Source organism: Ekhidna sp., from assembly GCF_040220215.1.
GTDB lineage: Bacteria > Bacteroidota > Bacteroidia > Cytophagales > Cyclobacteriaceae > Ekhidna.
The window spans coordinates 82,608-107,290 of the sequence record NZ_JAVJTR010000013.1 but is presented as its reverse complement, the minus strand read 5'-3'; the positions used below and the strand labels follow the sequence as shown (position 1 = coordinate 107,290).

At 41.6% G+C, this 24,683-nt stretch carries 22 protein-coding genes; 10 read left to right on the top strand and 12 right to left on the bottom strand.

From position 1 onward, the window contains the following. Position 1 precedes the first annotated feature (1 nt). From dinB to RIC88_RS07970, 5 genes are all read left to right on the top strand, one after another. Positions 2–1,207 carry a DNA polymerase IV gene (gene dinB, locus RIC88_RS07990; RefSeq protein ID WP_350217010.1) on the top strand — a complete coding sequence of 402 codons (1,206 nt, stop codon included), beginning with the start codon at positions 2–4 and terminating at the stop codon, positions 1,205–1,207. A gap of 66 nt (positions 1,208–1,273) precedes the next feature. After that, a complete protein-coding gene (locus tag RIC88_RS07985) occupies positions 1,274–4,258 on the top strand; it encodes a DNA polymerase III subunit alpha (RefSeq protein ID WP_350217009.1) in 2,985 nt (994 codons plus the stop codon). Positions 4,259–4,338: 80 nt separating this feature from the next. Further along, positions 4,339–8,688 carry a tandem-95 repeat protein gene (locus RIC88_RS07980; protein WP_350217008.1) on the top strand — a complete coding sequence of 1,450 codons (4,350 nt, stop codon included), beginning with the start codon at positions 4,339–4,341 and terminating at the stop codon, positions 8,686–8,688. Continuing rightward, entirely contained in the window at positions 8,685–9,602 is a 918-nt protein-coding gene (locus RIC88_RS07975) for a PorP/SprF family type IX secretion system membrane protein (RefSeq protein ID WP_350217007.1), read from the top strand. The genes RIC88_RS07980 and RIC88_RS07975 overlap by 4 nt, the downstream gene beginning before the upstream one ends. Position 9,603: 1 nt before the next feature. Further along, complete coding sequence (locus RIC88_RS07970; RefSeq protein WP_350217006.1) at positions 9,604–12,045, top strand: carboxypeptidase regulatory-like domain-containing protein; 2,442 nt, start codon at positions 9,604–9,606, stop codon at positions 12,043–12,045. Positions 12,046–12,151: 106 nt separating this feature from the next. Here RIC88_RS07970 and RIC88_RS07965 read toward each other — a convergent pair whose 3' ends face one another. Beyond that, the gene (locus RIC88_RS07965) at positions 12,152–13,123 is read right to left on the bottom strand and encodes a GlxA family transcriptional regulator (RefSeq protein WP_350217005.1); all 972 of its coding nucleotides are present in this window, start codon (positions 13,121–13,123) and stop codon (positions 12,152–12,154) included. Between the two features lie 147 nt (positions 13,124–13,270). Between RIC88_RS07965 and RIC88_RS07960 the strand changes: the two genes are divergently transcribed. From RIC88_RS07960 to RIC88_RS07945, 4 genes are read left to right on the top strand one after another with little or no spacing between them, the layout of a single operon-like run. Further along, positions 13,271–13,693: a VOC family protein gene (locus RIC88_RS07960; RefSeq protein ID WP_350217004.1), complete on the top strand. Its 423-nt coding sequence runs from the start codon at positions 13,271–13,273 to the stop codon at positions 13,691–13,693. 4 nt (positions 13,694–13,697) lie between these two features. Continuing rightward, positions 13,698–14,105 (top strand): VOC family protein, encoded by a 408-nt coding sequence (locus tag RIC88_RS07955; RefSeq protein ID WP_350217003.1) that lies wholly within the window; start codon positions 13,698–13,700, stop codon positions 14,103–14,105. A 23-nt stretch (positions 14,106–14,128) separates the two neighbouring features. Continuing rightward, complete coding sequence (locus RIC88_RS07950) at positions 14,129–14,512, top strand: DoxX family protein (RefSeq protein ID WP_350217002.1); 384 nt, start codon at positions 14,129–14,131, stop codon at positions 14,510–14,512. Positions 14,513–14,514: 2 nt separating this feature from the next. Next, positions 14,515–14,892, top strand: coding sequence for a nuclear transport factor 2 family protein (locus tag RIC88_RS07945; protein WP_350217001.1), 378 nt, complete (start codon positions 14,515–14,517; stop codon positions 14,890–14,892). Between the two features lie 86 nt (positions 14,893–14,978). On the opposite strand, the gene RIC88_RS07940 is transcribed toward RIC88_RS07945, so the two are convergent. Both RIC88_RS07940 and RIC88_RS07935 read right to left on the bottom strand, forming a co-directional pair. Then, a complete protein-coding gene (locus RIC88_RS07940) occupies positions 14,979–16,640 on the bottom strand; it encodes a SulP family inorganic anion transporter (protein WP_350217000.1) in 1,662 nt (553 codons plus the stop codon). 98 nt (positions 16,641–16,738) lie between these two features. Continuing rightward, on the bottom strand, positions 16,739–17,065 hold the full coding sequence (locus tag RIC88_RS07935) for a hypothetical protein (protein ID WP_350216999.1): 327 nt from the start codon (positions 17,063–17,065) through the stop codon (positions 16,739–16,741). Positions 17,066–17,216: 151 nt separating this feature from the next. Here RIC88_RS07935 and RIC88_RS07930 point away from each other — a divergent pair, with 151 nt between their 5' ends. Further along, positions 17,217–18,002, top strand: a complete 786-nt coding sequence (locus tag RIC88_RS07930) for a DUF481 domain-containing protein (RefSeq protein WP_350216998.1) — start codon at positions 17,217–17,219, stop codon at positions 18,000–18,002. A 62-nt stretch (positions 18,003–18,064) separates the two neighbouring features. Here RIC88_RS07930 and RIC88_RS07925 read toward each other — a convergent pair whose 3' ends face one another. From RIC88_RS07925 to RIC88_RS07885, 9 genes are all read right to left on the bottom strand, one after another. After that, entirely contained in the window at positions 18,065–18,850 is a 786-nt protein-coding gene (locus RIC88_RS07925; RefSeq protein ID WP_350216997.1) for a hypothetical protein, read from the bottom strand. 176 nt (positions 18,851–19,026) lie between these two features. Beyond that, on the bottom strand, positions 19,027–19,395 hold the full coding sequence (locus RIC88_RS07920; RefSeq protein WP_350216996.1) for a LytR/AlgR family response regulator transcription factor: 369 nt from the start codon (positions 19,393–19,395) through the stop codon (positions 19,027–19,029). Between the two features lie 20 nt (positions 19,396–19,415). Continuing rightward, positions 19,416–19,973, bottom strand: coding sequence for a hypothetical protein (locus RIC88_RS07915; RefSeq protein ID WP_350216995.1), 558 nt, complete (start codon positions 19,971–19,973; stop codon positions 19,416–19,418). Positions 19,974–19,975: 2 nt separating this feature from the next. Continuing rightward, positions 19,976–20,407: a hypothetical protein gene (locus RIC88_RS07910; RefSeq protein WP_350216994.1), complete on the bottom strand. Its 432-nt coding sequence runs from the start codon at positions 20,405–20,407 to the stop codon at positions 19,976–19,978. Between the two features lie 28 nt (positions 20,408–20,435). Beyond that, the gene (locus tag RIC88_RS07905) at positions 20,436–20,816 is read right to left on the bottom strand and encodes a SiaC family regulatory phosphoprotein (RefSeq protein ID WP_350216993.1); all 381 of its coding nucleotides are present in this window, start codon (positions 20,814–20,816) and stop codon (positions 20,436–20,438) included. Positions 20,817–20,890: 74 nt separating this feature from the next. Next, positions 20,891–21,352 (bottom strand): hypothetical protein, encoded by a 462-nt coding sequence (locus RIC88_RS07900; protein ID WP_350216992.1) that lies wholly within the window; start codon positions 21,350–21,352, stop codon positions 20,891–20,893. Between the two features lie 281 nt (positions 21,353–21,633). Further along, entirely contained in the window at positions 21,634–22,023 is a 390-nt protein-coding gene (locus RIC88_RS07895; RefSeq protein ID WP_350216991.1) for a hypothetical protein, read from the bottom strand. Between the two features lie 413 nt (positions 22,024–22,436). Next, positions 22,437–24,194: a response regulator gene (locus RIC88_RS07890; protein WP_350216990.1), complete on the bottom strand. Its 1,758-nt coding sequence runs from the start codon at positions 24,192–24,194 to the stop codon at positions 22,437–22,439. 6 nt (positions 24,195–24,200) lie between these two features. After that, positions 24,201–24,659 (bottom strand): hypothetical protein, encoded by a 459-nt coding sequence (locus RIC88_RS07885; RefSeq protein ID WP_350216989.1) that lies wholly within the window; start codon positions 24,657–24,659, stop codon positions 24,201–24,203. Positions 24,660–24,683: the final 24 nt, after the last annotated feature.

Here is a 24,683-nt window from a genome sequence, read left to right as displayed (position 1 = left end):
CATGGATAATTCCTTCATTTTGCATTTGGATTTAGACACATTTTTTGTGTCTGTGGAGCGGTTGAGAGATGATCGTTTGAGGGGAAAGCCCATTTTGATAGGCGGTTCCAGCGATCGGGGCGTGGTGGCGGCATGTAGCTATGAAGCAAGGAAGTTTGGTGTTCATTCAGCCATGCCTATGCGACTGGCTATGCAGCTATGCCCGGAGGCAATTGTGATTAAGGGCAGCCATGCAGATTACACTAAGTTTTCGATGGAAATATCCGAAATCATTCAGGAGCGTGTTCCTGTCTTTGAAAAAACCTCTATTGATGAATTTTATGCAGACCTGACGGGTATGGATCGTTTTTTTGGGTGCTACAAAATGGCCTCCGAATTAAGAGAAAAAGTTATCAAAGAAACCCATCTTCCTATTTCGTTTGGGCTATCCATCAATAAAACTGTTTCGAAAGTAGCCACTGGGGAAGCTAAGCCTAACAATAAAATATGGGTGAAATCCGGGACTGAGAAACCCTTTCTCGCCCCCCTTTCAGTCAAGAAAATCCCTATGATTGGCAGCAAAACCCAACAAACACTACGCGGATTGGGGGTGCGGAAAGTGCAGACGCTTCAGGAAATGCCCAAGGACATGCTGGTACAGATCTTTGGGAAGAATGGTGCCGCAATGTGGGAAAAAGCGAACGGCATAGATCATTCGCCGGTAATCCCTTATTCTGAGCGAAAGTCCATTTCTACCGAGCAAACATTTAATAAAGACACTACGGACATCACCAGACTCAAAAACATCATCCTGGCCATGACAGAGCATCTGGCTTATCAGCTCCGAAATGAAAATAAGCTCACTGCCTGCATAGCAGTGAAAATCAGGTATTCGGATTTCAACACCTATTCACAGCAGCTTCGCATTCCTTACACCTCTGCAGATCACATTTTGATTCCTAAAGTGATCGCTTTATTTGACAAACTCTATGATCGAAGATTGCTGGTCAGGTTGGTAGGAGTCCGCTTTAGCAGTTTGGTACATGGCAATTATCAGATCAATCTATTTGAGGATTCCGGGGAGATCATCAACCTGTATCAGGAGTTGGACTGGCTCAGAAAGAAACACGGCGACCGATCCATCGTGAGAGCCAAGGCATTAGGAGTAAACGCCATGCGCACTTTCAACCCTTTTAAAGGAGATATGCGGGTGGCTAAAGTGGAATAAATACTATAAGGATACTGTGTCCCCGCTGGCGGGGGACATCCACTCGAAGTGAGTTTTTATAATATCATGTACCTCAATACCCACACATATTACAGCTTCAAATACGGCACCCTCTCCGAAGAGGATCTGCTGACTACTGCGCGGCAATGTGGCATCCGGGAGATGGCGCTCACAGATATCAACTCCACCGCCGGAAGCCTGAATTTTGTGCGATTGGCCCCTGAGTTTGACATTCGTCCAATCCTGGGAATTGACTTTAGGAATGGTTCCAAACAACAGTTTATTGGGATTGCCAAAAACAATGATGGCTTTCAGGAACTAAACACATACCTCTCCCAACACCTGCACACAAAAACAGCCTTCCCTGAAAGGGCTCCTAAATTCAAACAAGCATACATTATTTATCCTTTCCATTTTGATTTCAAATTATCCCTTCGTAAGAATGAATTTCTAGGCATCCGTCCACGGGATATCATCAAACTTCCGATGACCAAATGGAAAAACCATCTGAACAAACTGGTGATTTTGCAAACAGTATCTTTTCGCGAAGGGCAGGAAAACAAAATTCACTTTAACATGCACCGTCTTCTGCGAAGCATTGATAAAAACATGCTACTGAGCAGACTACCAAAAGAAGAAGAAGGTAGCCCTGATGATGTAATGCATTCGGTAGGAAAGCTCTTTGAGTGCTACAAAGACTATCCGGAGATCATTGTCAATACGAAGAAATTACTGGGACGGTGTTCCATCCAATTTCAATTCAATAATCCGGTCAATCACCAAAACATGAAAGTCTACTCCGGGTCTGAAGAGGAAGACATGCAGATGATCACTGACCTTTGCTACAAAGGGCTCCCCTATCGCTATGGAGAAAATCCTGATCAGGAGATCATCGATCGGCTGGAGATGGAACTAAAAATGATCAAAACGAAGGGATTTGTGTCTTACTTCCTTGTCAACTGGGACATTCTCTGTTATGCCCGAAAAAAAGGCTATTACTATGTCGGACGGGGAAGTGGAGCTAACAGTGTAGTGGCCTATCTCTTGCGCATCACTGATGTTGATCCCGTTCAGCTTGATCTCTATTTTGAGCGATTTATCAACCTTTTCCGCCAAAACCCTCCCGATTTCGACATTGACTTTTCATGGAAGGATCGGGACGACATCACCCGATACATCTTTGAACGGTTCGGGAAAAATGGTCAGGTATCACTTCTGGCTACCTACAGCACCTTTCAACAGCGCGCTATCATCCGTGAGTTGGGAAAAGTATTTGGTCTTCCACCCCATGAGATCGAAAAAGTGGGACAGACCGAAGAAAAGGATCTGGATCAGATCGGACGTTTAATTCGAAGGTACGGTACTCGCTTAACCGATTTTCCAAGTCATCTAAGTATACATGCAGGCGGTATATTGATAGCTGATCGGTCTATCCATTACTTCACCGCTACTTCCCTACCCCCAAAAGGCTACCCTGTTACACATTTTGATATGATCATAGCTGAAGATGTAGGGCTTTTCAAATTCGACATTCTGAGTCAGCGGGGGCTTGGTAAGATCCGGGACTCGCTTGAGATCATTCATAAAAACTGCCCGGATGATCCTGAGGTGGATATTCACAATTTCAAGTCTTTCAAGGATGATCCAAAGCTGAACAATAAGCTCCGCAATGCGGATGCGATCGGATGCTTTTACATTGAATCTCCCGCCATGCGCATGCTCATGAAAAAGCTTCAGGTGGATGAGTACCTGGGGCTGGTGGCTGCAAGCTCCATCATCCGTCCGGGAGTAGCTAAATCAGGCATGATGCGGGAATACATTCTCCGCTATCGATACCCGGAACGCAGGAAAGAAGCACACCCGATTCTATGGGACATCATGCCAGACACATACGGTGTGATGGTTTATCAGGAAGATGTGATCAAGGTAGCTCACCTATTTGCAAAGCTGGATTTGGGTGAGGCTGATATGTTGCGAAGAGGAATGTCAGGGAAATATCGTTCACGTGATGAGTTTCAGAAAGTGAAAGACAAGTTTTTCCAAAACTGTAAGGACCTTGGGCATACCTATGAACTAACTGCCGAAATATGGCGGCAGATCGAAAGCTTCGCCGGCTATGCCTTTGCCAAAGGACATTCCGCTTCTTACGCTGTAGAGAGCTATCAGGCACTCTACCTAAAAACGTATTATCCACTGGAATACATGGTCGCAGTAATCAACAACGGAGGTGGGTTTTACCGCACAGAATTTTACGTGCATGAAGCACGGATGAATGGCGCAGAAATAGAAGCTCCGTGCATCAATCACAGCGAGGGGCTTACTGTTATCTATGGGAAGACCATCTATCTGGGCTTTGGTATGGTGAAAGATCTGAATCAGACCACTATAGAAGCGGTGATACTTGAGCGTGAGCGGAATGGTCAGTTTCTGGATCTGGACGACTTTATCAACCGGGTCAATGTCTCACTTGAACAAATCAAGCTGCTGATTCGCATAGGAACTCTTCGTGAATTTGGCTCTAAAAAAGACATCCTTTGGCAGGTGCACTTTTCGCTGGGTGCCGGAGTAAGTCGTACAAAAAGCGGACTCTTCAAAGTGCCGATCAAACAATGGACGCTTCCTCCCCTTCATTATGACAAGCGTGAGGATGCACTGGACGAAATGGACCTGCTGGGCTTCCCGCTCTGCAACCCGTTTGACCTGGTGGAGCTGGATCGGACGGGTGTATTATCCAAGGATTTACCCAACTGTGAAAACCGACGTGTGGAAATGTATGGCTACCTGGTGGCTATCAAAAACACAGGGACGTCCAATGGTAAGCGCATGAATTTTGGCACGTTCATCGATCGGGAGGGTCAGTTTATTGACACGGTGCACTTTCCTCCTTCGGCTGCCCGTTATCCATTTCGGGGAAGGGGTGTTTACCAGCTCGTTGGAAAAGTGGTGGAAGAATTTGACTTCTACAGCCTGGAGGTAGATCGAATGGAGAAGGTCAACTACGTGAATCTGGAAGATGAGTCAAAAGAGATGATTCGGGCGGTTTCGAGGTAATTATTCGATGAAGCATAGGGTATAAACCTCTGAAATAGAAGTATTTTAGCTAAATTATAGCCTGTAAAACTTACTCTACAATGCTTAACTTCCGCCAGCTGTTAACTGTTTGTATTGCATTGTATGCCTTCAATGCTACCGCACAAAGGGGAAAGATCATTACCACTGCTGCAACCAGTGTGATGGATCCCAATGGGGATGGATACATATCTCTTGATAATACCGGCTTTTCCAACGACGGATACTACGTAGACGAATTTGAGATTCCTATGTTTGCGCTCCCTGTTTTCGGAGATGGGGACACTTTGAATGATGCCCAGGCCGGAGGTAATTGTGGAGTGACTGACTTAACTGTAGATAGCACCGGAGCAGCAGCATATGCTGCGTTGGATGATAATAATAATCTTATTTTCAGATTACGTCTTGCCCAAGAGCGCAGTAGCGTTCAAGCTTACACTATTTTGATTGACACTGATGGAAAGCTAGGAGCTGCGGATCCCAATAGTACTGGTGTAAATGCCGGATTTGAAATCGACATAACCCTTATTAAGAAGCAAGGGGTTTATGTATATGATATTGATGGAATAGATAGCTGTCCTACAGAAGTACTGTCATATGATGTAGATGATTACTCACAGGTTTCTATTGCAGACATTGTCAGCTGTGGCGATAAAGATTACTTTATTGATTTCTACTTGCCATTTGGGGATTTAACCACCGAATTTGGAATTACTGAAGACAGTGAACTTCAATTCATTGTTGTCACCAATATCTCAGGGACTTGTGCCATGGCAGGAAAAATATCCGATATTGGCGGTGTTGACGATAATGAATATGATGGATGCATCACCTGTGCGTTTGAGGATTTAGCTTCAAACCAATGCCCGGTTCCATTTAGTAGTTTGAGTTCAGGAGGCGGAGGTTTCCTTTCAGGAGCTACGCCAACACCAACAATGGAAACTCCTCTTAAGGAGGGGGATAATATCATCCAGGGGACTGCCGGGCCGACTGCTGAGCTTACCTTAGAAATTTTTGACTTAAATGATAATCTAGTTAGCACAGAAACTGCAATCGCAGACGCAGATAGTATCTGGGTGATAAATTTAGGAACTCCTTTGGTTCAGGGGGACTCGGTAACCGCCGTAGCTCAGATAGCAGGGAGTTGTGATTCAGGTGTCACAGGATCTCAGCTAAGTTTTGCAGTGGTAGTGCTGAATACCGCACCCGTCTTAGCCGGAACAGGAGGAACTCTAAATTATACCGAAAATGATGGAGCTGTACCGGTAGACCCTGGAGTTATAGCAAGTGACAATGAAGATCTGGATTTTGTTTATGCAACCATTCAAATTTCTAATGGGTATGAAGCAGCCGAAGATGTTTTGAACTTCACAGACCAATTGGGTCTGACCGGAAGTTATGATGCCGGTAGTGCAACTATGACCATCACAGGAGATGCTACCGTCGATGACTATAACACTGCTATTCAGAGTGTGACCTACAGCAATAGTAGTGAGGATCCCGTGGAATCTACTCGCACGGTAACATTCATTATCAATGACGGAACTGTAGATAGCAATCCAATTACCCGGGACATTCTAGTCTCTAGTGTTAATGACCCTCCAGTGCTTAGTGGAACATCAGGATCTACTGAGTATACGACAGAAACTCCGCCATTCGTGGTTAATTCCACTTTTTCAATTACGGATGTAGATAACGCCCAGATGACCTCTGCGGAAGTTTTCGTGGTACAGTCTAGCAATAACACCTTCGTTGATGGGGATGAGCTAAGCTTTACAAATACAACTGAAATTACAGGCTCATACAACTCAACCTCGGGTGTGCTGACACTTTCAGGTTCAAGCTCACTGGCTAATTATGCTGCCGCATTAAATAGTATTGAATTTGAGTATAATCCACCAGGCACGGCAAATGAGAATACAAGGAAAATATCCTTTAATGTCTCAGATGGAGCAAATAACAGTAACTTTATCAACCACTTTATCACTTTTGCTACAAGTACGAACTTTCCTCCGGAAGTCATTGAGGTAAATGGAGAGCCTGTTGTTGGGGCAGTTGATTTGACTACCAATGAAGACTCCTCTGTCGAAGTTTGTTTAACAGTTAATGATCCGGACGGTGATCTGGTAACTGTGACCATTACAACACCGCCTACGAATGGAACGGCTGGCACTATCAACGAAGTAGATGGTGAATTTTGCTTCAATTACACTCCAAATGCTGATTTTAATGGCACAGAGACCATCGTATTGCAAGCATGCGATGCACTTGGCGAGTGTAATACCGCAAATGTCACAATCAATATTGATATCTCACCCGTTAATGACCCGCCAGTAATAGCTCCTTCAACTGTATCTGCAGACGAAAAAACCACCACCGAATTATGTATTAACCCGGCTGATATAACTGATATTGAAGGGGACACGCATGAATTTACCTCTGGAACATCTGCTAACGGAGGAACAGTAGTGGATGGAACAGTAGATGACTTATGCTTTGATTACACACCACCAACTGGTTTTATTGGGACTGATCAAGTAGAAGTGACTATATGTGATAGCAATGATCCAACGGTCTGTTCTACAACCACTGTGGATGTAGAAGTGGTAGAAGTCAATGACAGTCCAATTATTTATGTGAATGGAATTGACTCTGAAACTATGACCGTGGAGACGTTTGAGGATTCAGTAAAAGTGTTCTGTTTTTCTGTAGTAGATGTAGATGGTGATAATGTGAGCACCAAGTCAATTGTTAAGGTTTCCGGAAATGGAACATTGATCGAAGATGTAACAGAGTTTTGTTACGAATACACTCCTGTACCAGACGAAAACGGAATTCCTTCCGTATGGGAAATTACCATCGAAGATGATGGTACAGGAAATCTTACAGATATGGTCACTGTGACTCTAAATCTGACCGCTGTTAATGATTTTCCAACTCTTGCAGACATCACAGATCCAACTGCCATCGATGAAGATGCTGGTGAACAAACGGTTAACCTCAGTGGGATTTCTGCAGGCGGTGGGGAGACACAGGCACTCTCTGTGACGGCTACTTCAAGTAATACTGCTTTGATCCCTGATCCAACGGTGACTTATACCAGCGCCGAGGCAACAGGATCATTGGCTTACACCCCGGTGGCTAACCAGTCCGGAACAGCTGTCATCACCGTAACCGTCAATGATGGTCAAGCGGCCAACAACACCGTATCCAAAACTTTTACTGTCACCGTCAATGCGGTCAACGACCAGCCAACGATTGATGATATCACAGTGGATGTTTATGAGAATGTCACAAGTCAAGTATGCATTGGTGTTACAGATGTAGAAAATGATTCACATAAATATATCTTCGGAACATCGCTAACGACTGGTGCAACCATTTCAAATGGAACAGATACGGATTTATGTTTTTACTATACACCTCAGGAGGGTTTTATAGGAATAGACGAAGTGGAAATAACTATATGTGATGTCAATGATCCGGATGTTTGTGTCACCGATGTAATCAATATCAATGTGCTCAATGTGAATGACGCTCCCATCATAATGGTAAGTGGTGTTCCTGTAAATAGTCTTTCAGTACATGGACTGGAGGATACTACCACAGACTTTTGTTTTGAAGTTATTGATCCGGATGGTGATGAATTGATTGCATCGGTAATTAGTAATATTGTTGGAGATGGGAAGTTGGAAGCTAACGGTGAATTCTGCTACCGCTTTAGTCCTGAATTAAACATGTTCGGCCTTTCAACCTGGCAAATAGAAGTTTGTGACAATGGTAGTCCTTCCCTATGCAGTACGATTTTTATTGACCTGAATATTACGAATGTCAATGATGCTCCGGAGACTCAGCCTGACACTTTAATTGTTATGAGAAAGGAAAGAAAATCCATAAATGTCCTTTCTAATGATTTTGATTTGGACGGGGATAACCTTCAGCTTAGCACGACTCTAGAGAAACGACCTATCGGAGGAACAGCTACAATTTCTCAGGATGGAACAATTACTTATTTCTCCAATGCAAATTTCAGAGGTGTTGATTCTTTGACATATATCGTAGAGGATTCAGGAAATCCATCGCTTACTGCGTTTGGAAAAATGATTATCAGAGTTGATGATATTCCGTTTACCATTTATCAGACGATTTCGCCCAATGGAGATGGAATGAATGACTACTGGCACATTGAAGGAATTGATTATTATCCAAATAATACTGTAAGTCTTTTTGATCGGTATAATAACCTGGTTTTTGAAATTAACGGATACAATAATGAAGATAAAGTTTGGACTGGAAATTCAAATAAAGGGTCAAACAGTACTTTACCAGAAGGGACATATTTTTATCGTATAAATGCTGGTGAAGGAGGAACTTTTGGAGGATTTGTTGTACTAAGAGGGACTGAAAATTGATTAGAAAAAACTTATTCGCCTGTCTTCTTTTATGCTTGAGCTATGCTACAATAGCTCAGCAGACAGCCAGCTTTGCTCAATATATGTTTAATCCATTGGCGATTAATCCTGCCTTTGCCGGAGCGAATAATTTACTCAGCGCCTCTGTAATTAGTAGGTTCCAAAATGTTGGGTTGGAAGGAGCGCCAAATACACAGACGCTATCTATTCATTCACCGCTCTGGCAAAAGAATTTAGCCGGTGGTTTCCTGATCATTCGTGATAAGATTGGAATCATCAATAATACCGGAATTCATGCCGCTGGAGCCTATCGAATCTTTTTTGATAATAATGGTGAACATTCCTTCTCTTTCGGAATGCAATATGGGTTGATCAACTACAATGCAAACTATACCAGTTTGCAAAACCGTAATCCTGACGATCCCTATTTCAATTCGGATATTAATCAAACACGGATGAACATTGGTGCCGGCACTTTTTACATCAACAAGTATTTCTTTTTAGGTGTTTCCATGCCTCATATGATGAACAACGTTTTCGATGGCAAGCAAGATTCTACCACGGTTTTTCAGTCCGTTCCAATTCTCATTCATGGGGGGTATGTTCATGTTGTAAATCCTTATGTAAGAATCAAGCCTAACTTTTTAGTCAAAGTTACAGACGGTAGAATATCAGACCTGGATCTTAATTGCAATGTCCAATTAGAAGAATTGCTTTGGGTGGGCCTTTCCTACCGATTCCCCGGCATAAACTTCCTGACAGAAATAAAACTATCCGATCAGTTATTATTAGGATATGCCTATGGAATAGGCAATGGTGCATTAAGAGGAGTTGGATTAAGTACTCATGAGCTTCTTTTAAACTTCAGGTTCAAGTTCACTAAGTATAAATTAATAAGCCCAAGATTTTTTTGATATGGGGAAACTAGGGATCTGTCTTGTACTTAATCTATTTTGTTTTTCACTCTTTGCTCAGGGCAAAACCGCATTGGACTTGATAAAAGGTGATCAGGTCATCGGAGATGAATACTTTGATCGAATGGATTATAGGAATGCCATCACGCATTATGAAAAATCCTTAAACAAACACCCTGATAATACGGATGTGAAGTTTAAAATTGCTCAATCCTACCTTAAACTTAATGAACCGGCCAATTCTGAGATTTGGCTGAGGTCTCTTGTCTCATATTCTGATGCTTCTAAAGAGATGATTTATCTCTATGCAGAGGTATTAATGAGAAATGGTAAATTGGATCAAGCTAAAACCTGGTATGAAAATACGCTTAGAAAGAGTTGGGATGCAGAAACCGCTTCAAAGATTAAATTCATTAGTCAGATCGATTCATACAGAAAAACCTCGCAATACAGAATTGACAACCTCGAAATCAACTCAGAATTAGCTGATTTTGCAATACACCCGTTTTCGGAAGGAGTGATTTTTCTGTCATCACGTCAGGTACTAAATTATATTCAATATCAACCGGCAAACGCCGCACGAGAAGATGAAGGAATGATTCGATTTTTTATCAAGCAGGATAATTCTGAAATAAGTCCACTTGTTTACAGCGAGGAAGTAAAGCCCTTTTACCATGACGGACCATTCTCCTTCTACCTGGACGGGAACATGGTGGCATTCACCCGAAACGACCTAAGCTCAAAAACAAAAGATCATGGCTTTGTAAATCTTAAGATTTTCTTCGCAGACTGCAGTGACTTGAAGGCATGGAAAAATATCATTCCATTTGAACACAATAACAAGAAATATTCGGTTGGGCACCCTGCACTTTCCAATGATGGTAAAACCCTCGTATTTTCATCGGATATGCCAGGGGGAAATGGAAACTCTGATCTTTACATCAGTTATCGGCAAGGGAATTCGTGGACTAAACCGGTAAATCTAGGTCCGGAAGTTAACACATCCGGAGCAGAACTTTTTCCATATCTATACAACGATACTACACTTTACTTTTCCTCCACGGGCCTTGGAGGATTTGGAGGACTTGATATCTTCAAAGCGAAACTTAAAGGCTTTGAAGCGAAGGAACCACTTAATTTAGGTGAGCCGATTAATTCTTTTTCAGATGATTTCAGCATCTATTTGAATGAGAATGGAAATAGTGGCTACTTTTCATCAAACAGAGAGGGAGGAAAAGGATTAGATGACATTTATACTTTTCAAAGTACCTCTGCATCACTCATTGTTAGACTTACCCTATCTTCTGATCAGCCGATTAGTGATGTCAGGGTAGAAATTTCTTCGAAGGCTAATGATTACAAACAATCTACCCTATCCAATGAATCTGGTTATTTGCAGTTTGATGTGCCTTTTGATAATGATTTTAAATTAAACGTAAGCGACAATTACTATTACGCTTCAGACAGCATCTTTTATTCAAATAAAAATGCTGATTTAACAACCGATACGCTTCTGATTAAATTAGAAAAGTATCAATTAATCGCGCAAGGGTTTTTAACAACCAAAGAAGCAGCACCAATTTCAAATGCATTGGTCGTCCTTAAAAGTCAAAATCAGGAAAAAATTGATTCAATGAGAACAGGTGAAGAAGGATTTTTCACTTTTCAAGTTGAACCTGAAAACAACTATACGATCACTGCAGCCTGTAATGGCTATTATTCGGGTCGAATTGATTTCAATACGGTTAATATCTATTCAGGCAGCATTGTAAATAACATCGTACTGGAAGATTCTATTGTTAAACCAGTATTATATGACTTGTTCGTCAAGGGCAGATTGTACAGCAATGAATCACATGAACTGCTGCCCGGCGCACTTGTGCTTTTAGACAACATCTCAATGGGCACCAGGGATTCGGTAAGAACTTCCTCTGATGGCTCCTATTCATTTAGACTCACTCCTGACAAACAATTCAAAATAACCGCATTAGAGAATGGCTTTATACCCAATGGTTACTCCATCAATACACATGATCTTTATGAGGGTGTGTTGCTAAATGACATTTTGTTGGAAGAGGAATATGAAGATAAACTCATTGTGTTTTTTGATTTTAACGCAAGGGAACTAAATAATAGTTACGAAGAATCACTTCAAAAAATGCTTAAAATTCTATCAGAGAATCCAAAATCCACATTGAAAATAACGGCTCATGCAGATACGAGAGGTTCGGCAGATTATAACAAACAGCTATCCATTGACAGACTCAACTCAGTAAAACAATACTTTATCCAACGAGGCATCTCGGCAAACAGACTAGAAGGTATCTCATTTGGTGAGGAGCTCCCACTAAATCAATGTAGTAGTGGCGTGGACTGTCCGGAAGAAGATCACTCACAAAACAGACGAGCTGAGCTAAAAGTGCAGATGCACGCTTCTGGCTAAGTCATCAGTAATAAATCCAAAAGCCAGCCTAGTTCGTACTTGTCATACCTCTTTCAAACTTTGATAGGTTTTAATGATAGCCGGCTCGTGAGGACGAGTCGGTTTTTTATGCGACCTGCTGCATTCGAGTATACCTTTCTTTATAAGCTACTGGTGTCATACCGGTGATCCGCTTAAATATCTCACGAAAAGCTTTCGTGTCATTGTATCCTACCTCAAACATCACCTGGGAAACAGTTTTTACTCCTTTTTCCAGTTCTGTCTTTGCTGCTTCTATCTTCACCCGCTGGATGTACTCGAAAATCGTATTGGTCGTGGAGCTTTTGAACCTACGCTCAAACGTGCGCCTGCCTACACCTATCTCGTCACATAAATCTTCCACACTGATCTTGTCCTTGAAATGTGTTTCGATGTATTCCTGAGCCTTCAGTACTTCCTGATCCTCATGAGATTTTTGACCCGAAAACATCATAAACGGTGATTGGCTGGTTCTGTCCACATCAATCATGTATGCTTTTGCTGCAGCAATAGCCACCTCACGTCCGGCATACCGCTCGATCAGGTAAATTAAAAGGTTAGTAAATGCCAGTGCGCCTCCGCTGGTGTAGATCCGGTGAGATTCAGAAACGATCCGTTCGTCTTCCACGATAACCTCGGGAAAGAGCCTCTTGAAATCTTCTGCTGCTCCCCAATGCGTTGAGCACCGCTTTCCATTGAGGATGCCCATGCCACCGAGGAAAAATGCACCTACACACATGCTCACCAGGTCTGCCCCATTCTGATATTGCTTTTCCACCCAGGGAACAAGTGCTTCATTCTGCTCCATGAGTTCCTGAGGATCTCCAAACATCGCCGGAATGATTACGACATCCGTGTGTTGTATTTCATTAATTAGACAGTCGGTTTTCACCGTATACAACCCTCCTACAATATTCGCCTCTGAGGATAAACCCACGATTTTAAGATCAAACAAAGGAGTGGGTAGATTATCATTTACCCAGGTAAATAGTTGACGGGTAAGATCCAGGTTTGTAATACTGAATTCCCCGTTCGGGACAATTAGTGATACATGTTTCATAAGATAAAAGTACTGAAAGTGCTTGTCGGGATCAACCCCACAGTTTGCCGTAATTGCACTTTACAGGAGGCGAGATTCGTCCCTAGCTTTGACTTATGTAAAATTAATTCTGTCCTCATGGATCGAATAAAACAAAACATTAACATTATGGACCAAGAACTATGGCTAAACTTACCGGTTAAAGATTTAGAGAAAAGCCAGGCATTCTTCACCTCATTAGGTTTTGAATCCACTAGAGATTCGCCAGGTATGATCGGTTTCGTGATTGGCAAAGTGCCTGTGATGATGGTGGAGGAATCTCAACTGGAACAGTACACAGAGAATAAAATATCTGATACCTCAAAAGGAAGCGAATTTCTCATTTCGGTTAGTGCTCCGGATCGAGCATATGTAGATCAGATCACTGAAAAGATCAAAGAGGCCGGAGGAGCGGTCTATTCAGAGCCAAAGGAAATACAAGGGTGGATGTATGGCATGGCCATGGTAGATCTAGATGGTCATCGCTGGAACATTATTTATATGGACCTGTCTGCACAACAGGCAGGTTGGGACAAAATGCCTAAAGGATAACATCATGAAAAAACAACTATACGTGAACCTTCCGATCCAGGATCTGAAGCGTTCAAAAGACTTCTTCTCAAAACTTGGATTCACTTTCAACGAGCAATTCTCAGACGATTCTTCAACAGCGATGATTGTAGATGAGGGTATCATTTTTATGCTCCTTGAAATAGAAAAATTTCAATCTTTCATTCCTCATAAAACAGTAGCTGACACAGCTAAATACTGTGGAACTATCAATGCGATTCAAGTAGCCAGTAAAGATGAAGTCAATGCCGTAATTAAAAAGGCGGTGGATGCCGGAGCTGATGAATACAAAGAGGCGCAGGACTATGGCTTTATGTATGGCAGGAGCATAGAAGACCTTGACGGAAATTGCTGGGAATTCTTCTGGATGGACCCAAGTCAAATGCCTTCCTGATTTTTAACTACAACCAGACTATTATGAAAAATAAGTTTTTATTCATTCTCTCCCTGCTTTCCGGGCTCATGTTCATCAATGCGGGCCTTAATAAGTTTTTTAATTACATCCAAGTACCGGAGGATCTTCCGGAAGAGGCGATGAATATGTTCATGGCGATGATGGAGATCGCCTGGCTCATGCCATTGATAGCCGTGTTTGAGATCATAGGTGGTGCGCTTTTTATAATTCCCCGATTTCGTGCTTTTGGCGCAATAATGCTCACTCCTATTATGGTTGGAATTGTTGCGCATCATCTCACACTTGGGTTTGGTTTACCAATCCCTCTGGTGATGGCTGTAATACTTGTATGGGTTATCATCGAAAATAAGGACAAGTATCTATCTATGATCACTAAAAACAACTAGCTATGACAAAAATCACAATCAATGCAGATTGCAATAACTCACCTAAGAAAGCATTCCTAAAAGACTTTAATGTGGCCTTTGCCACAGGAGATGCTGACTTTATCATTGACCATGTAAGTGATGACATCCATTGGGTGATGTATGGTGATAAAGAGCTTAAAGGCAAGAAGGATTTCGCCAGGGAAATCAACATCATGAAGGATTATGTGGCGGATGAAATGACGGTTCACTCCATCGTGACACACGGAGCAGAAGCTGCCTTAAATGGAGAAATAAAAATGGGCGGGAAAACGTATGCTTTTTGTGATGTGTATCGATTCAGTAGTGCAGGCTCAACGACGATAAAAGAGTTAAAATCCTACATTGTAACAACCAGCTAAAAACAAGCCGACCCGCCGATTGGCGGGTCGGTCTTAATTTATTTACACAGTATAAAGCTGCTTATACGCTTCCGGATGCTCAATGCTCAGTCTTCATCGGGCACTAAACTTGAATGATGGGAGATGATTTTTCCATCTTTTATCACAAATGAAAATCGCAGTTTGTTGCGCTTTTCAAACCCGCCTGACTTCCAAATTAATTCGTAAACCCCACTGTCTATCTTGAGTCCATCAACTCGGTGTGTGACCACATCAACCTGAGACACTTTAACATCATCTTTCTCAAACAAGTCCTGATATAAGTCCTTCACTTCATCTCTATTCTTTCTTACGCTGGAAGAAAATGCCGGGATCATTATTGCATCATCTGCGTAGAGATTCATAAGTGCTTCCAAATCATGCTTATTTACTGATTTCAGCCACTTATTCAAAACAGGCACTTGTGGCTCCTGCATCATATCTGCAATTTCCATTTCAATATGTTCATCCGGTTTAAAGGTCTCCCGAAACTCCAACCAAATATCCGCAGTAGACTTTCCAAGTCTACGCATAAAAACAAACTGAATACCTGCATGAACCCCCAGCAATAAGAGTAGTCCTTCAAAAATCCCAAGCTCAAAAACCAGTAATCCACAAACGGCTGCCATGATTAGTGCGTATCTTCCTTCTGATCTTACGTTGGCTATATTGGCGATCATCTTCCATCCGGAATAGACCATGATAATACCAAGCGCATATTCCGGTAAATGAGCCAGAATAGATGGAAAAGTGACTACAAGTACAAGCACCAATGACGTAAACAAGTTTGAAAGTTTGGTCACTGCTCCAGCCACAGTATTCGTAGTACTCTTTGCCAGACCATCCAGATTTGTCATCCCGCCAAAAAAGGTTGCTCCCATATTGGCAATCCAAATCGGTAAGAGACCGTTATTAGTGTCTGCTTTCCGTTTTCGTGGATCAATCTTTTCAATCGCTACATGACTCATCACTTGCTCAATGACATCTATGGTGCCAAGCATGAGCGCAAACCCTACCATTTTAAAAAGCACCCATAGTGTTTCTTGCCGATTCATTCCATCCAGGTGTGGCAGTGGTGCCTGTAACTGAAACGGTATTGAATCAATAGTAACCCGGGGTAATGGTAAAACAAAACTGAGTAGAAAGCTGGTGACCATGATCACAAAATAAGGAAGTGCAGGCATCCGCTTTTTGTAATACTTGTATAGCATCACAAACATCACAAAAGAGACAATGCTAAGCGCAATGACCATCTCCCGCTCCCAATTAAGCCATGTGTCTGTTTCATGTTCAATGTCATACAGGAATGGTACAAACTTGAGGGCTATTTTAAGCCCTACACCGGCTAGCAATCCCTCTACCAAATAGTGTGGTACGACTCGCAGGATATACTTTTCCCATTTAAACTTCCATACGATTGCCTGAAATATGGCTGTAAGTGCAATAACGAATGGCATGTTTTCCATACCAAAAGTGCTCACACCCAAAGCCAACGCCGGAGCTAACCCTGCTGCCACTCCGGGCATTCCGGTAAAGTTTCCCGGACGGAACAAATAGGTAATAAAGCTGATTACTCCGGCAAAAATGACGGTATACAAACCGGTCATAATTGGATAATCTGACATTAAACAAATGCCTACAGTCAATGGTACCGCCATTACACCTGTAACCGTACCTGCAAGTGCATCCCTTTTCAGATGCACGAATATATTTTTCGTTTGTTGATTCATTTCTGTTAATTCTTTTTTGATGGATAGGAAAATGGGTGTTGACTCTGACACCAAAAGGTGAGAGCAACAAGTTTGATTTCAGCTAAATGCTGAATGAATTAACAGAAGGGTATTTTCAAGGAACAAAACAGCACAACCAGAGATACATGATCCGTTGATCTTCGTGGCTGTTTTAGTAAATAATCGTGTGGAGAAGTAGATAGGAATCTAAATACAAATGGGGTAGTAAATGAAAGATCGAGGTTGGCTAACAACAGGACTATTTCCCGCTCACCTTCTTTTTCTTTTACTTCTTCCTTGAGCTCACGTTCTTCTTTGGTTTCTTCTGCCTGCTCATCGGAAAGCAGCAAGCAAACCTCTGACACTGTAATGAGTGTCATCATTAGGATGGCGAAGTACTTTATGAGGTGCTCTAACCGGAACATGATAGTTCACAATTGCTTATGATAAAGCTAGAACTCTTCTAATGGAAGAAAAAACATTTTCGATCAATATGGATTAAATATAGTTATTGAATCAATCAGATTTGATTCATTTGATCTTCCAATTCAAAAATCCGCACCTAAACATAAAGAAATGAAGAAATTCCTATTCCTATGCTTTTGGCTACCGCTAATCGCCCAATCCCAACTCCTTTTCCCAGAAAGCTTTGTGGTCATCTTTGATAGCACCAGACACTTCAAAGGATCTGTTGCTCCTTCATTGGAAATAAAAACCCAACGACAGCTTTATGTGGAGATTACAAACAGGGCTGACATGGCTTTCCGGTTTAAGAACCATGGGATTACGGTTGCAAACAAATTTGAACTAACCCGGGATGGTGACCAAACCATATTAAGTGGTGGTTTTATTTATGGAAAGTTCAAAACCTTCTATGACAACCCGTTTGTGCTGGAACATTACGCTCAATATCAATGGGCTGAAGCCAGGGGATTGCAGCAAAAGGTAGCACTTGGATCCAACCTTAGGTACAAGCTGTTCAAAAGTCAAAAGGGAGGTGCTTTCGCTGGTGCAGGGGTTTTCTATGAATACGAACTTTGGAATTACCGGGGAGTACCGGAGGATAGACTCCCTACAGAAACACCAAATGTTGAGAACAAAAAGCTAAAGCTTAATGTATACCTAAGTACCAAACGAGACCTTTCTCAAAAAATACGTTTTGAAGGAGCCATTTATTTTCAGGATGATTTTGAACCATTGTTTGAGAATCCCAGATGGGCCGGAGCAATAGCCCTATCCTATTCCTTTACTGAAAACATCGCTTTTGCAGTGAATCTTCAAACCATTTATGATTATGCTCCGCTGGTACCCGTTGATAAGCTTTGGTTCAATACGTTCTCAGCACTGGAGGTGACTTTTTAAGCTGATCAAATGGAAATGCCCACCAATATGATTGGTTGGCTTTTTCAGTTTTGACTATTTAATTATTCTGCCGTCAGTTGTACAACCAAGGGATCATCAAAAAAAGCTTTCATCTCAGCCTGAGTATAGCTTGCCGTATTTGTTATAAATCCAGGCTTAGATACCGATATGCTATAATTGACATATCCATCATTCAATTTTAGTTGAGTGGTTTCTGATGCTATATTTTTTGAATAGATGGGAGAACCATCCCCAGTGATTGAGACTGTGGCATCTGTCAACTGCCAGCCGGTTAACACCCCATCATATTTCATTGCTGATACTAGCATATCAAAGGTTTCAATTGTGGTAAACGTAATGCTTGCATATCCAAAATCAGCTGCGGATAGCAATGCAGTACTGACTACCTCAGGGGCAATGGATGTCACCTGATCTGCCACAATGGTGAAGTCTATTGCCAATGGCATTGAAACAAGATAGGCTACATCACTACCTGACAGTGGTGCCGCATAGATTGTTTCTTCAGAAGCATTTGTCACAAGGAATGCTGTGACCTTATAGTTTCCAGGACTCAGTGTCAATGGATCTGTAACATAACTGCCACTAAACTCCACCAACAGCAATTCCTCAGCCGTGTAAACTGCCGTACCTGCAGCGTCTTCAATGGTAATAATTACTTTGGCTGGTGTGCTGCCGCTCTCTATTCTTCCTTGATCTGGCGCTGGAGATTGAAACGAGAATTGTACCTCTCCGTCATTCAGTGGCTTAAAATCATCCTCTGAACAAGAGGAGAACGTTATCCCAATAATTGCTATAGAGACAACAAAGATATGTTTTATGGTTTTCATAATGTTTTTTATGGTTATGCAGACAAATTTGGAGTTTGATCAAGGGCTATAAGAGAGCAAAAGGCTTATTTTAGAAAATCGGCAAAAGGCTTAATTCTTCTACGTAAAACGCGTAGTAAATAAAAAAGAGTGACCCTATCCAGAGCCACCCTTTTACTAACCACCAAAAAACATGTCTATTTCACCCAGGGGATTAGCGAGAGCAATTCCTGCTTATTGTTTCTACTTATCGGAATATTGGTATCATCAATTTCTACATGTTTGGGGAATACTTTCTCAATTTTGTCCAGCCGGATGATGTATGACTTGTGCACCCGATAAAAATCCGTTGAAGGGAGAATCTTTTGGAGATTCTTCATCGTGACATGCACCGTGTGACTTCTTTCCTTACATTTTACCTTCATATAGTCTCCATACCCCTTTATATATTCAATTCTTTTTAGAGGGATGCGTTGAATTTGTTTTCCCACATTGAGGAAAATGCTTCCCTCGAATTGCTCAATTCTGTCATTGATATTTGGTGTTTCTGTTTTTAGTACTTGCATGGTGGTAGTTGTTTTTGGTTTCAGTATTTATTTAGTATTTGAATCAGTATATCATGAGGTGCTACTTCATTCCCTCCGAAGTAGGGAAATAGCATATAGTAAAGTCCTTTGCTGCATAGTGCTTCTCTGGTCATTCGAACAGGGTTATGTCCCTGTAGATAAAAGACATAGTGATCATCTGTAATTTGAAGCTCGTAATCAGTCGGTTGGTTTAGCTCCACATCGCCTATGTATTGGGTGATACGCTCACCATCTACATAGACATAAGCGTGTATTTCCAGTTTTCCATCCAGCCACCTCCAGCCAAACCGTGCGCTGTTTTCATGGTGCATAGAATTGCAATCTGAAAACCCCATCAGCTTATGAATGTCATGCTGATTTTCCTTCGTTGCAGCTTCATAGATTGCTGACTGATCAAAGATTGCTGAGAAACTAAGTGTCTTTGATTGCAGGGATTGCAGCTTCCAGATATTGGCATGCTTCCCTTCCGGAATGATAAAGTTTTTATATGGATCTTCCATTGCTGGTTCGCATGAGAATAGTCCAGCCAAAATCGGTATGATGAGTAATTTTTTCATTTTTAGAAATGAGCAAGCAGTTTGATTCCAGTGGAAGATTCCCTGGCACGTATGCCGGCTGTTATCGCAGCTGAGAATGTATTGGTAATCTTGATTTCAGTCTCTACTTCCGGGATCAGCACAAAGAAATCTTCGCTGACAAATCCGGCTTTTGGGGTGAAGAAGAAACGCATGTTACCACATTTAGTGAGTGGAATAATCGTTTCGATTCCGTAGAAAGCATAGTCTTCATTCAGTCCTTCACTTTTGCGGTTTAGGTTTGTCTGATAAACCATTCCCAGACCCAGACCTTTATCTGTTTGCACTCGTAGGCCTATTCCCCTCTGAAGACCCATAATGGTATTTTGCAAATAGGTTTGCCCGGTGATTGTCTGCGCAGAGCAGGAAAACCTGGCTCCTAATAAGAAGAGTGAGATGATGAGTAGCTTTTTCATGGTTTATGAATTAGTGCTTTTAGAAATATTATGCTTCAGTAATCTGAAAGTTGAAATCGCTCATGCCGGCTAAGTCAAGCCCGGTTTCTACCATCTCATTTCCGAAATCAGTAGATGAGCAGCTCCAGTATATTTTTACATTTTTACCATCTGTATGTGCCAAATTCAGTCGTTTGATGATCTTGAAGAGATACCCTGCAGAAGAAGTGTTAATTATCTCCAGCTTGAAATAGATTTTCAATTCTTCATTCCGTTTCAGATGGAGTTCAATGTCAGCCAACATCTGGCAATACTTGATCCAAGCATCATCTGTAATACTCCATCCAACTGCTGTAATCAAATTGAGTGAATTCAAGTACCGAACGTTGAATATTTTCAGTTCGCTTTTCACCACTCTTAGTGGACTCATTTCTGGATTGCATTCTATAGGTAACATTTGCGCACTCATTATATTTTTATTTATTAGGGTTGTAGAAGACTCTTTTAAAAAGCGAAGGATACAGATGCTTGTAGTGTAGGACGGAATGCTCGAGAGCCTACGCCCATCCCTATGCGCACATGTTTCATTGGCTTGTAGTCTGCCAAAAGCGATGGTGTGATGACGAAGTTTTCACCATTGGATACACCCGTTCTTACATTGGCTTTCAGGACTATCTGCTCGCGTGATACCACCGGTACTGCGAAGTAGATTCCGGCAAATTCCTTTTCATACTGATGTGGTAAAGACTCTTTGTCCTCTTCGCTCATCATGAAAGATTCCATTAAGGAAGCTTCCTGAAAGAATGCTCCGTATTCCCATTGGAATTGATTTTCGAAACCAATGGAGGTTCCTGTCTTAGGACTCATGTGAGTCTTTTCTATGTACGTTCTTACGATTACTTTTTGTGCTGATGCTGTTCCTAGAACGGCTGCAAAAAGAAGAAGTAGTATCAGTTGCTTTTTCATTTTCTTAATGTGTTTTTGTTTGTTTGATAATTCAAAAGTCAGAAAAAGCATACCCCTGTGTGAGAGGGATTTTCGGATTTGGAAAGATTCAGAAATACCCGCAAAAAAGTCCGTGAGACACCTATGCAGGAACTACGTAGCGGGTTAAGTGAAACGCGTAGTAGGAAATACGGAGGCAGGTATTTCCATTTTTAAAGATGCAAAAGACATTAATTACATTATATGCAAAAAACCCATCATTTACATGATGGGCTTTCAAAAAAGAGGATTTACTAAATATCTTAAATGCCATTGAATGAGTGCCGACCACTGACCACAGATGCAGTCATAATGGTTTTGATTTCCTGGCAACCATAGTAGTAGACAATGCGATCGCCTATGCGATTGATCTCCAGACAATCAGGTACCATATCCGGACGATCCAATACATAGACGTAGCTGTTGGGATTTCGACGAATCACTTTGAGGATTTTAAGTGACACAGAATCATTGATGAAAACATACTTTGGGGTAATGTCTATGATGTTAGCTTCCGTAGTAAGGCATTCATCATACAATTGGATAGTGCTTTCCGTTTTCAATGTGGCATAGGTAGGATTCTGGATATACCGTGAAGCTCCACATGAGGAGAGTAGTATGACTATTAAAAAAGGTAAGATTAGCTGTTTCATTGCCTTGACTTTATTGAATTGATAGTCCAAAAGTCAGGATATGGGGGCTCGGAAATGAGAGTAAAACTCGGGTTCAGAAAGATTCAGAAATATCCGCAAAAATGTCCGTGAGATGCGTATAGGGGAAGTGCGTAGGTAGGATTGAGTGAATCACGTAGATTCTAGCCGTTGCTCTTTCTTCACAATAAAAAACAAAATTTAATAACTTACCTGCTCGTATTCCCCTGCCTACCTGCAGACAGGCTTGGGAAGATAGCGTTAGCTATCCAAGTCATGGGAATCTCTATAAAGAGGTAGAATAGGCTCAACAAAAAAAGCCCATCCACCAACTGGCAGACGGGCCCTCACCTAATCACTGCCTCAAGTAGAGGCAACTCACTAACTACTATACTATGAAATTGTTTCCTTAATGATTAACTCACTGGGATCTTCACCATCACTTTGGTGCCTTCACCTACTTTGGAATTGATATCAATGAGTCCATTGGATTTTTTCACACGGTGTGTAATATTCATCAAGCCGTTCCCCAACTCATTGTTTTCCATTTCAAATCCATTTCCATCATCTTCTATGATCATGCTCAGGATACTTCCTTCATGCTCAAGTAAAATATTTAGATTTTTTGCCTCACTGTATTTGATTGCATTATTTACTGTCTCCTGTACCACACGGAAGACCTGGCGCTTTACAAATCGATCTACGCTGGACTCATCAATGTTACAATTAAATGTGAAGTTCATCCCCTCAGGTAAATAAGAAGTCAGTTTTTCCAATGCATATCTCAAAGAGATGTCATCGATGTGTTTCACTGAGATATTTGAAAGCAGCCTGCCCAGGTCATCTATCCCCTCATGTAGCAGGTCGGTGCTCTTCTCTATAATAGGTGCACAATCAGTGCAATTAGCTGCCTTACCCAGGTATATAGATACGGCATTAAGCTTTTGACCCAGATTGTCATGTAACTCTCTGGCTATTTCGTTTCTTGACTCCTCCTGGTGTTCTATTCGGGATCTGCTTTCTTTTGATTTTAACGTTACGTCGAGTACTGTACCATAAAAGGTATTGCCGGTCTCATCCTTAAAATCCGGTCGGAAAAGAATCTCAAAATGTCCCTGATTAACTTCATTAATCTTGTAGCGATGTTCGGCTCGGTATTCTTTCTTCTCTTCAATACTAATGTTAATCCCATCAAGAAACATAGATCTGTCTTCCGGTTTAACCAACCGAACCAATCGTCCCAGCGAGATTTGATTGGAGTGGGTTCCCAACATTTTAATCATGTTCTTAGAGCAGGTTACCAAATCCAGATCTACATCATATTCGAAACTCCCTGAAAGTGTTAGCTCCTCTGCTTGTTGCAGAATGTGCTGAGATCGCTCCATTGTGGCAATGGCATCCTTTCTGTCCGTTACATTTTTGGCCTGGCCTAAAATGCCCGTGATCTCTCCATCAATCAAAATGGGATTCTTGGTTACCTCCAGCCATATTCGTCCGCCTCTGTCATCAATGTAGCTTGTATCGTATTGGGATGAAATGCCTTTGTTTAGGATGCTGGTATCGTCCTGATAGTACATTTCGCTCTGCTGCATCCAGTCCAAATCGTCATCTGTCTTCCCGATGATTTCAGCTTCACTGCGCTCGTATAGCTTACAGAATGCTGCATTTACTCGTACATATTTTCGTTCAGCATTTTTGAGAAAAACCGGGTTAGCAAGGCTATCAAACAGGTTATCAAACATCTGCGTGGTTTCCTCAAGCTTTCGAAGACACTGATCGGCCTGCTTTTTCCATTTTGCTTTAGAAAGTGACTTGGTCATTGCCACCGGAAGCTTCTTCAAAAAAGATTTCTTAATAAAATCGTCTGCACCTGCTTCTAGCAGGTCAATTCCCAATTCTTCTGAGATAGAACCGGAAACACTGATCACTGGTACATCTGAATGTCTTTTGATGTAATTGATCGATCGTAAACCATCGTAATCAGTAATACTGTAATCACACAATACAATGTCATAATCATCAAGATTTTCAGATTTTAGTTGTTCTTCTGTGTCGATTACTTTCATGATGTAATCGATTTCTGATCGATCCAGTACCAATTTTGTCAATTCAACATCGTCAGGATTATCCTCCAGCACTAAGATTCTAATCTCGCGTTCCATTACCTTGTTCATTTTTTGCTAGTTAGTCGTCATTTTCATTTGGTTGTGGCAATGGCGTGATGGATTGTGTTTAATGGTGTACGATTTAAGCCATTCGATAGCCAGCTTCCGTCCCTGAAAGACTATTGCCGGGTATTGAATTTTATTTAATCGTATGTGTTGTTTCATAAAAATCAAATCCGCCAGGTTGTTCACCACATAGGCTTCAACCAGACGGTGATCATTCAGAAACTCGCTTTGACCCCATTTTTTCAGAGCATCAAAACTGAGCACACTTTCAGATGTTGTCAGATCTATCAAAAACGGGAGCTTCCTGTCTCCAAGAAAGTGGTGTATAACTTCCAGGTGTTCTTTGATCATTCTGCTATCTATCATAGGACATCCAGCAGGGATCATAAACTTTGAATGAAATATCTGATCTTCAGACACCCAGTGTTTACCCGTTTTTAATTCGATTTGATTTTTATTATCAGTCACGAAATGCCTATACCAACAGGTGTG

Coding starts and splice junctions, on each gene's coding strand:
- RIC88_RS07900 (WP_350216992.1), bottom strand. CDS start 21,352: ATGAAAAAGCAACTGATACTACTTCTTCTTTTTGCAGCCGTTCTAGGA.
- RIC88_RS07890 (WP_350216990.1), bottom strand. CDS start 24,194: ATGAACAAGGTAATGGAACGCGAGATTAGAATCTTAGTGCTGGAGGAT.
- RIC88_RS07950 (WP_350217002.1), top strand. CDS start 14,129: ATGAAAAATAAGTTTTTATTCATTCTCTCCCTGCTTTCCGGGCTCATG.
- RIC88_RS07905 (WP_350216993.1), bottom strand. CDS start 20,816: ATGAGTCCACTAAGAGTGGTGAAAAGCGAACTGAAAATATTCAACGTT.
- RIC88_RS07945 (WP_350217001.1), top strand. CDS start 14,515: ATGACAAAAATCACAATCAATGCAGATTGCAATAACTCACCTAAGAAA.
- RIC88_RS07965 (WP_350217005.1), bottom strand. CDS start 13,123: ATGAAACATGTATCACTAATTGTCCCGAACGGGGAATTCAGTATTACA.
- RIC88_RS07925 (WP_350216997.1), bottom strand. CDS start 18,850: ATGAAAACCATAAAACATATCTTTGTTGTCTCTATAGCAATTATTGGG.
- RIC88_RS07920 (WP_350216996.1), bottom strand. CDS start 19,395: ATGCAAGTACTAAAAACAGAAACACCAAATATCAATGACAGAATTGAG.
- RIC88_RS07895 (WP_350216991.1), bottom strand. CDS start 22,023: ATGAAACAGCTAATCTTACCTTTTTTAATAGTCATACTACTCTCCTCA.
- RIC88_RS07970 (WP_350217006.1), top strand. CDS start 9,604: ATGGGGAAACTAGGGATCTGTCTTGTACTTAATCTATTTTGTTTTTCA.
- RIC88_RS07915 (WP_350216995.1), bottom strand. CDS start 19,973: ATGAAAAAATTACTCATCATACCGATTTTGGCTGGACTATTCTCATGC.
- RIC88_RS07985 (WP_350217009.1), top strand. CDS start 1,274: ATGTACCTCAATACCCACACATATTACAGCTTCAAATACGGCACCCTC.
- RIC88_RS07935 (WP_350216999.1), bottom strand. CDS start 17,065: ATGTTCCGGTTAGAGCACCTCATAAAGTACTTCGCCATCCTAATGATG.
- RIC88_RS07960 (WP_350217004.1), top strand. CDS start 13,271: ATGGACCAAGAACTATGGCTAAACTTACCGGTTAAAGATTTAGAGAAA.
- dinB (WP_350217010.1), top strand. CDS start 2: ATGGATAATTCCTTCATTTTGCATTTGGATTTAGACACATTTTTTGTG.
- RIC88_RS07930 (WP_350216998.1), top strand. CDS start 17,217: ATGAAGAAATTCCTATTCCTATGCTTTTGGCTACCGCTAATCGCCCAA.
- RIC88_RS07955 (WP_350217003.1), top strand. CDS start 13,698: ATGAAAAAACAACTATACGTGAACCTTCCGATCCAGGATCTGAAGCGT.
- RIC88_RS07910 (WP_350216994.1), bottom strand. CDS start 20,407: ATGAAAAAGCTACTCATCATCTCACTCTTCTTATTAGGAGCCAGGTTT.
- RIC88_RS07980 (WP_350217008.1), top strand. CDS start 4,339: ATGCTTAACTTCCGCCAGCTGTTAACTGTTTGTATTGCATTGTATGCC.
- RIC88_RS07940 (WP_350217000.1), bottom strand. CDS start 16,640: ATGAATCAACAAACGAAAAATATATTCGTGCATCTGAAAAGGGATGCA.